6 protein-coding genes, 1 tRNA gene and 1 pseudogene are annotated in these 8,055 nt (G+C 34.3%); 2 read left to right on the top strand and 6 right to left on the bottom strand.

The genetic code is table 11. The features are described 5' to 3' along the window. Positions 1 to 76: transfer RNA gene (locus tag QVO42_RS09340), tRNA-Ala, on the top strand. A 475-nt stretch (positions 77 to 551) separates the two neighbouring features. On the opposite strand, the gene QVO42_RS09335 is transcribed toward QVO42_RS09340, so the two are convergent. The 3 genes and pseudogenes from QVO42_RS09335 to lacZ all read right to left on the bottom strand — a co-directional run bounded on the left by QVO42_RS09335 (position 552) and on the right by lacZ (position 5,228). Continuing rightward, positions 552 to 1,763 carry a MalY/PatB family protein gene (locus tag QVO42_RS09335; RefSeq protein WP_022425848.1) on the bottom strand — a complete coding sequence of 404 codons (1,212 nt, stop codon included), beginning with the start codon at positions 1,761 to 1,763 and terminating at the stop codon, positions 552 to 554. A gap of 45 nt (positions 1,764 to 1,808) precedes the next feature. Continuing rightward, entirely contained in the window at positions 1,809 to 2,399 is a 591-nt protein-coding gene (locus tag QVO42_RS09330; protein WP_022425847.1) for a histidine phosphatase family protein, read from the bottom strand. 3 nt (positions 2,400 to 2,402) lie between these two features. After that, positions 2,403 to 5,228 (bottom strand): annotated as a pseudogene (gene lacZ, locus QVO42_RS10490) (beta-galactosidase, LacZ type). A gap of 235 nt (positions 5,229 to 5,463) precedes the next feature. Here lacZ and QVO42_RS09315 point away from each other — a divergent pair. Further along, positions 5,464 to 6,273, top strand: coding sequence for a PocR ligand-binding domain-containing protein (locus QVO42_RS09315; protein ID WP_022425844.1), 810 nt, complete (start codon positions 5,464 to 5,466; stop codon positions 6,271 to 6,273). Between the two features lie 306 nt (positions 6,274 to 6,579). Here QVO42_RS09315 and QVO42_RS09310 read toward each other — a convergent pair whose 3' ends face one another. The 3 genes from QVO42_RS09310 to galE all read right to left on the bottom strand — a co-directional run. Further along, the gene (locus QVO42_RS09310; protein WP_022425843.1) at positions 6,580 to 6,894 is read right to left on the bottom strand and encodes a type II toxin-antitoxin system RelE/ParE family toxin; all 315 of its coding nucleotides are present in this window, start codon (positions 6,892 to 6,894) and stop codon (positions 6,580 to 6,582) included. Further along, positions 6,884 to 7,171 carry a type II toxin-antitoxin system RelB/DinJ family antitoxin gene (locus QVO42_RS09305; RefSeq protein WP_022425842.1) on the bottom strand — a complete coding sequence of 96 codons (288 nt, stop codon included), beginning with the start codon at positions 7,169 to 7,171 and terminating at the stop codon, positions 6,884 to 6,886. The genes QVO42_RS09310 and QVO42_RS09305 overlap by 11 nt, the downstream gene beginning before the upstream one ends. 223 nt (positions 7,172 to 7,394) lie before the next feature. Continuing rightward, the coding region (galE, locus tag QVO42_RS09300; RefSeq protein WP_288164308.1) for a UDP-glucose 4-epimerase GalE at positions 7,395 to 8,055 on the bottom strand (661 nt) is incomplete at its 5' end.

The raw sequence follows: 8,055 nt of genomic DNA, 5'->3' as shown, positions 1-8,055 counted from the left end.
GGGGCCTTAGCTCAGCTGGGAGAGCGCCTGCTTTGCACGCAGGAGGTCAGGAGTTCGATCCTCCTAGGCTCCACCAATTATATCAATCCGAAATTTTTAGAAGAATGGAATTACGTAGGGCATCTAAATGCCGAAGAACCTCCTCAATTTAAAATTGAGGAGGTTCTTTTATTTTTTAGTCAAACTGTTTACAAATGATAAAAATCGTGTGGCTAGAAATGAATGAATATTCATTTCTAGCCCTTTTTAGTAGTTAAACTATTATGAAACAAAGCAAACACAACATCCACTACTCACCCACAAAGGTTAGGACTATTCTTGGACGCTCTATGGATGTGGCTCTTGATAGTCTGAAGCGCTCTGCAATGACCCTGTTTCCAACTTCACTCGTTGTCGAAAACTTCCTGCTCGTATTCTCCTTGAATGCATCATGATTTTTTCAAATTACTCCTCAATAGGTGAATTGTCTCATTTTTTTGAGGGTCACGGTCCACATTTTGCTTTTTACGAAACTATAATGAGTTATTTACCCGTTACTGCCCCTTTTCACGTTAGAATACGTATTCTTTTAATCTTTGCATGGCTTCCTGCAATAATGCATGTGGCAATGCAATGTTAAGTCTTATACCCCATGGATCATGGAACTGAACACCACTTTGCCAATCTACACCTACATCCCATCCTTTTTGAATAAGTTCATCAATAGTCAGATGATTCTTTAGACAGTAGTCTTCACAATGTAAGAACACCATATAAGTACCCTGCGTTTGAGATACTTCAATACCTTCTACATTATTTTTAATAAAGTCATAGGTATATTTCATATTCTGTTCAAGTACCTGATTTAATTCATTCACCCATTCAATAGATTCTTCACGATAGGCGCCTATTAAGGCATGCATGGATAAAACGTTCATACTATTGTAATGTGTTGAAGTGGCTACTTTGTTGAGCTGTTCTCTTAAATAGTCATCACAAATAATATGATAGCTACCAATAAGTCCTGCTAAATTAAATGTCTTACTTGGTGCATAAATAGAGATTGTACGTCTTTTAGCATCTTCACTAATACTATAAGTAGGAATATGTTTATATCCCTTAAATACAATGTCTGACCATATTTCATCTGATACAACAATGACATCATTTTCTTCAAAAACATTCATTGCCTGTTCAAGTTCTTCTTTTTCCCATACACGTCCACATGGATTATGAGGAGAACAGAGAACTGCTAAGCGAATGTTATTGTCTTTGATACGCTTGTCCATATCCTGATAATCCATGCGCCACACGCCCTCTTCATCCTTTACAAGAGGACTTAATTCAGCCACTCGGTCTGTATCATTTAATACAGTGGAAAACCCTACATAAGTAGGACTATGGAAGAGAATCTTGTCTCCCGGCTTTGTAAAGGCATGAATGGCACTTGCTAGACATCCTAAAACACCATTCTCATAACCAATATACTCTTTCTTTAAATCATGAATGTTATTTCTTGTCTTCTGCCAATACATGATGGCTTCATAATAATCATCAGATGGATAAAAATAACCAAATAGTGGATGTGCGATACGTTTATTGAGAGCATCCATTACACTAGGTGCTGTCGCAAAATTCATATCAGCCACCCACATTGGAATAATACTAAAACCTTCTTTAGGGAAAGTAGGTTTCTTGACATGACCTTTTTGAGATCCTACTGCATCCAAGGCCATGGCATCTTTTCCTTTTCTATCAATGATTGTTGTAAAATCGTACTTCATGACATTGTCTCCTTATTATTATAATAGGATGACTTGAAATGTTACTTAATAGACTGCATTCAGAATAGTATCAAGTGAATAATGTCCTTCTTTATAATCCACTATGATTGTTGTCGCATTATCTGGAAAGCTTAAGCGTGCATCATGAGGCACAAGTGTTTTTACTAATCCATAAAGTGAACAGCCATGTCCTACAATAAGTACTGTATCATCTTCTTTGCTTGATGCAATGATGTCATTAAGGAATTCTATATGTTTATTAATCACATCATGGAGATCTTCTCCCTTATATGGTCGATAATCCATTTCTAGAGTATCCATCCAGTCAGTAGTTTCTACATGTAGTTTTTTTACAAGCTGTGTATTGATTCCTTCTAAGATTCCAAAATTCACTTCTTTTAAACGTTTGTCATAAATAGGTGCAATATTATGACCTTGAAGTATAATCTCTGATGTCTCTACTGCTCTTCCAAGTGGTGATGTATAAGCCTTGTTTATACTATAGTCCTTTAATTGTAGAGACATGTTTTCTACCTGCTTAACGCCTAATTGAGATAAAGGTGAATCACACCACCCCTGTGTTAAATTGATTTCATTAAAATGTGTTTTACCATGTCTTACAAATAGAAACTTCATTGATTATTCTCCTTTAAATACAAAGTGTAGATGATGCTTATTCTTATCTAATAAGAATTCTTCATGTGTCTTAGCACCCCATGTATCATCTCCTGCAACACCCATCTGTTTCTCATTAATACATAATACTGTCTGATATGCTTCAGGTAATTCATCATGATGACGTGCATTTTCTAATTTATAAGGTGTGTAATGTAAAGCTGACATTTCAAAATCATCGCCCTCTAATAATAATACCTTATTTTCACCATGAATCAACACTTCCTTAACATGTGTTCTATTGCCACATTCCTGTGGGTAGAGATAAGGTGTACAGTTGTCTGTGACATTATAATCATATCTTCCAAGCATTGCCCCTTTATTTCTATCTATATAGTTTTCTTCTGGACCAAATCCATAATATGAGACATGCTCCATATCCTTATATAACTGAAATAATAGGCCGAATGCAGGCATTTCAATATTGGATGCAAGAGGCTGATAAGACATATCTACTTCTACTTTTCCATCACCATATACAGTATATGTAAGATAAAGTAGTTCATCTCCTAAACGAGGTAAATCATATGTATATTCAATCTTGCATGATGTTTCTTCTTTAACTACTCTCACAAATTGACATTTAGCATATAAACTTGCAGTTAACCATTCCCCATAGCGATAGCCATATTTATTTTCCACATCATTATTTGTAGAAGCTCTAAAGAAGTTTGGTTTTACAGGTACACGAATGTATTCTTCTTGATGATAACGATAAGACACTAATCCCTTCTGTTTTGAGAAAATGACATTGAAGTCCTTCCCTACTACACCAACATTCAAATAGTCTTCTATCACTTTAACTGGTAAAGAAGATTTCTTTGCTGTTTGAGGTTCATAGTTATAAATATACTGTTCATATGCATACACTTGATTATCTTTCTTTAAATAGATATTCAATGCATATTCTTTATCACCTTCAACCATAAACGGATTTTTAATTGTAGTTGTGCTTTGTGGCGCACATTCAATCATAACATTCTGTGATTTAATGACATAGCCGTCACATAACAAATCAATCTGTAAAGTGTATTCATTCAAATCAGTAAATAAGTATCTATTATCTAATTTAATTTCCTGTTCATTGATTGTGAAATCTACATATTGATAACAATACTTTACTTCCTGCATCTTAGGAGTATTCTTACGATTCGCAAAGACTAATCCATTACCACAGAAATCATAATCACTTGGTCTTTCTTTAAAATCTCCTCCATAACAGAGTTTTCCATCATGATATAATGCCTGATCGATATAATCCCAGATAAAACCTCCCTGATAAAGAGGATATTTCTTTTCTAAATCAATATACTTAAATAAAGCACCATTACTATTACCCATTGAGTGCGCATATTCACATAGAATGAACGGTTTGTCCTGATGTGTAGTTAAGTACTTTTCTATATCTTTCACATATGTATACATCTGGCTTTCGATATCACTTGTCTCATTGTAAGAACGATCATGGGAGATACCTTCATAATGAATAACACGTGACTGGTCTTTGTTTCTTAAGAATTGAGACATTTCATAGAGATTCTTACCTCCATGAGATTCATTACCTAAAGACCATATAATAATAGAAGGATGATTCTTATCTCTTTCATACATTGAATTTGCACGATCTAGAATAATATCTAACTATTCAGGCTTATTATCAGGAATAATATGTTCCTTGTCAAAGTACTCACTCCATGTACCATGTGTTTCTAGGTTCACTTCATCAATGACATAAAGTCCATATTCATCACATAGATCATAGACGAAAGATTGATTAGGATAGTGTGATGTACGCAATGCATTGATATTATGTGCCTTCATATTTAAGATATCCTGTTTTGTTTCTTCATAAGATACATGTCTACCTGTATAAGCAGAAAATTCATGTCTATTAACACCGTGGAAGATGATTCTCTGACCATTGATACACATAATACCGTTTATGATTTCAAACTCTCTGATACCAACCTGCTGGCTGATGCATTCTACTAAACCTTCTTCATCCATTACTTCAATAATCAATGTATAAAGGTGTGGTTTTTCTGCAGACCATAAATAAGGATGTTCTAATTCAAATTGAAGAGATGAACTATCTTCTTTTGTTTCACTCACAATAATTTCATCATTATATTTTAAAGTATAAATAACCTTTGTAGGGTGAATAACAGTTGGATTCACTTCTACGACAGCATGATCATATGTATCATTCAAATGTGTAAGTATCTTTACATCTTCCAAGTGTGTATGAGGTACCATTTCTAGTTCTACATCTCTAAATATTCCTGAGAAACGCCAGAAATCCTGGTCCTCCAGCCAGCTCCCGCTACTAAAACGATAGACACTCACTGCAATCTTGTTATTTCCTTCCTCTATCAAAGAAGTAATATTAAAGCGCGATGGTGTAAAAGTATCTTCACTATAGCCTACAAAAGTTCCATTAACCCATAAAGCCATTGCGGATTCTACACCCTTAAAATTAATATAAACATCCGTGTTATCTTTAATAACTGAATTATCAAAATATGTAATATAGCTGCCAATTGGATTATGTTCCGGAATCTCTCCTGGTATGATTTGTTCTGTGGCAGACCAAGGATAGATCTGATTGACATACATAGGTGTTCCATATCCCTGTAACTGAATATGTCCAGGAACATTGATTTCATCCCAGTTATCACTGTTGTAATCCTTGTTAGAAAAATCTTTAATTAATTGATTAAACCCATTAGCATAATGAAATTTCCATTTGCCATTTAAAGAATAGATATAACTACTCTTATTTGTATGCATCTCCTCTAGAGAGGCATAGCGATGTATTGAGGCATGTGCCTTTTTACGATTGATATTAAATACCTTTGGGTCTTGGACCCATTCATTGTTCATTTCCATATATATTATCCTCCAAATATAATTATAAAAATATGAGAACAAATAGAAATGGAATGGAGTATAATATAGGGTAAAATAGTATAATGTTGTATTTTTTTACTTTTGTTGAGGTATAATGGTTGTGAGGTGATTTAATATGGAAGACTTAGAAAAAATACTCAAACAGCTCTATCTTGTCTCAGGATTGAATATGTCCATCTTTGACATTAATCAAAAAATACTGGCTTCTTATCCTCATAAGAAATCCAAATTCTGCCATGAGATAGAGAAGAGCAAAGCTTCTGATCATTGTTTTATATGTGATATAAATGCGATGAATCATGTAAAAGAAACTGGCGAACTTTATGTCTATCAATGTCATTTTGGACTCAGTGAAGCAATTATGCCTTTATATTCTTATGGTGCTTTAACTGGTTATCTAATGATGGGACAAGCGGTTATAGGAACATATAGAAACTATTCTGAAATCATCAATAAATCTAAGCCCTATTTTGAAAATGAAGAAGAATTAAGACAACTTGTCACAAATATTACTATATTAGATGAAGATCAGATATATGCTTTTGTACATATATGTGATATCTGCGCAAAATACATTTCTCTCACCAATCGCATTCAGGCCAAGAACGATCATCTTGCCCAGGAAATAAAACAGTACTTAATTGCGAATTATAGTAAACCTATTACGATTGATCAGCTATGTGATTATTTCTTCTGCAGCAGAGGAACATTGTTAACTCATTTTAAATCTAAATACAATACGACTATCCACAAATTCTTATTAGATTACCGATTAAAGAAAGCTGCAGAACTATTAACAAATAAGAAACAAACCGTTAAAGAGATTGCTTATCAATGTGGCTTTGAAGACCCTAATTACTTCTGCAAAGTATTCAAAAAGGAGTACCAATGCTCTCCTCTAGAATTCAAAAACAAAGGGCTATAACGAATAGATAGTATTTACTACTACCTTGAGCGTTACAGTTCTTTTTCGTATATACAAACCCAAAAAGGTTATTCACTACTTCATATGTGTCGCCCTTTTCAAGCACACATATAAAAAGATGCTCAGTCGAGCATCTTTTTATATATACCTCTCTATTTTCAAAATACAGTCTGTCAACTGATTAAGACTTTCAAAATCAAAAAAGTTAACTTTCTGATTGTATGTTTCAATCATTGCTTTTATTTCTGCATTTTTTGTTAACTCATTACTAAAGCAAGGAGAATGTGACGTGCACTTATCCAAATATTAATTCATTTTATTCTCGTAGTCTTGCAATTCATGAAAAATATTATCTACGTAAACAATATCGTTTTTAATACGATACAGCATAAAATAGCGATGAGATAAAAAATTGATTCTTCGGTATCCTAATTCTCTTAATTTTGGATTATCACAGAGTTTCAGGCTTCCAGCAACATTTGACAAACTGATTTTTGTTGCCTCGAAATCATTTAATAAATTTCTTGCAGCCTGCTCACTTTTCTTTTCAAACAAAAGATATGCAATGAATCTATCAAAATCTTCCTCTGCATCCTTCATTAAAACAATCTTATAATCCATATTTTGACCTCAGATCAGAAATTACATGATCTGCATCCCTGAACTCTCCCTGTTCTCTGGACTTTTCTAATTTTGCAAGCATCTCTTTCTCAGTCATCGGTGCGTATGGATTTAACCCAGTCTGTCTTTTTATTTCAAAAGGAAATCCATTTGTCGCAACAGCCTGTGTTAAGAATATTCTGATTGCTGTTGTTGTATCTGTACCCAAATCTTTAAATAAAGCATCTGATTTACTCTTTAACTCGTCTTCCACTCTAACCTGAATTGTACTAGCCATATTCGGCACCTCACTTCCATCTTTTTCTATATTATAATGCTATATCATATCTACTTCAATACATATGTATTGCTTTTGTAAAGTTTACTCCATCCACTTACATAATAATGTATGTTGCATTCCACGACCTCATCGCCTTCCTATCAAGCGGATATTCGCAATCCGCTTCACTACCTGCTTTTTTCATGCATGAAAAAAAGTCCCTCATTGAGGGACTCATATATTACATATGTTTCTTTGCAAAGTTCCAAGTATCTCTGCACATATCTTCTAGTGTCTTTTCAGCCACCCATCCTAACTGTTCTTTTGCACGAGTAGGATCTGCATAACATGTTGCGATATCACCAGCACGTCTTGGCTTGATTTCATAAGGAATCTTGATTCCATTAACTCTTTCAAATGCCTTAACGATTTCTAATACACTATATCCTTTACCTGTTCCTAGGTTACAGATATGAACACCTGGTGTTGCATATTTTTCAATTGCAAGAACATGACCCTTAGCTAAGTCTACAACATGGATGTAGTCACGTACACCTGTTCCATCTGGTGTATCATAATCATCACCAAATACACCTAAGCAAGGAAGTTCACCAGTTGCAACCTTCATAATATAAGGCATAAGGTTGTTAGGAATTCCCTTTGGATCTTCTCCTAATAATCCTGATTCATGGGCACCAATTGGGTTGAAGTAACGAAGAAGTGTAACAGACATTTCTGGTACAGCATGCTGTACATCTGTTAAGATTCTTTCCATCATAGCCTTTGTAGAACCATATGGGTTTGTAGTCTGTCCTAATTCACAGTCTTCAGTTAATGGGACAACCTTTGGATCACCATATACCGTAGCACTTGAAGAGAATACAATTGAAGGGACATGATAC

It is taken from the genome of Catenibacterium sp. CAG:290, from assembly GCF_000437715.1.
GTDB lineage: Bacteria > Bacillota_I > Bacilli_A > Erysipelotrichales > Coprobacillaceae > Catenibacterium > Catenibacterium mitsuoka_A.
Note: the sequence above shows the minus strand (reverse complement) of the source record. Positions and strands in the feature narration are given on the sequence as shown.

Excerpts from the sequence above, each read along its gene's own strand:
- QVO42_RS09335 (WP_022425848.1), bottom strand. The coding sequence starts at position 1,763 with ATGAAGTACGATTTTACAACAATCATTGATAGAAAAGGAAAAGATGCC.
- QVO42_RS09330 (WP_022425847.1), bottom strand. The coding sequence starts at position 2,399 with ATGAAGTTTCTATTTGTAAGACATGGTAAAACACATTTTAATGAAATC.
- QVO42_RS09315 (WP_022425844.1), top strand. The coding sequence starts at position 5,464 with ATGGAAGACTTAGAAAAAATACTCAAACAGCTCTATCTTGTCTCAGGA.
- QVO42_RS09310 (WP_022425843.1), bottom strand. The coding sequence starts at position 6,894 with ATGGATTATAAGATTGTTTTAATGAAGGATGCAGAGGAAGATTTTGAT.
- QVO42_RS09305 (WP_022425842.1), bottom strand. The coding sequence starts at position 7,171 with ATGGCTAGTACAATTCAGGTTAGAGTGGAAGACGAGTTAAAGAGTAAA.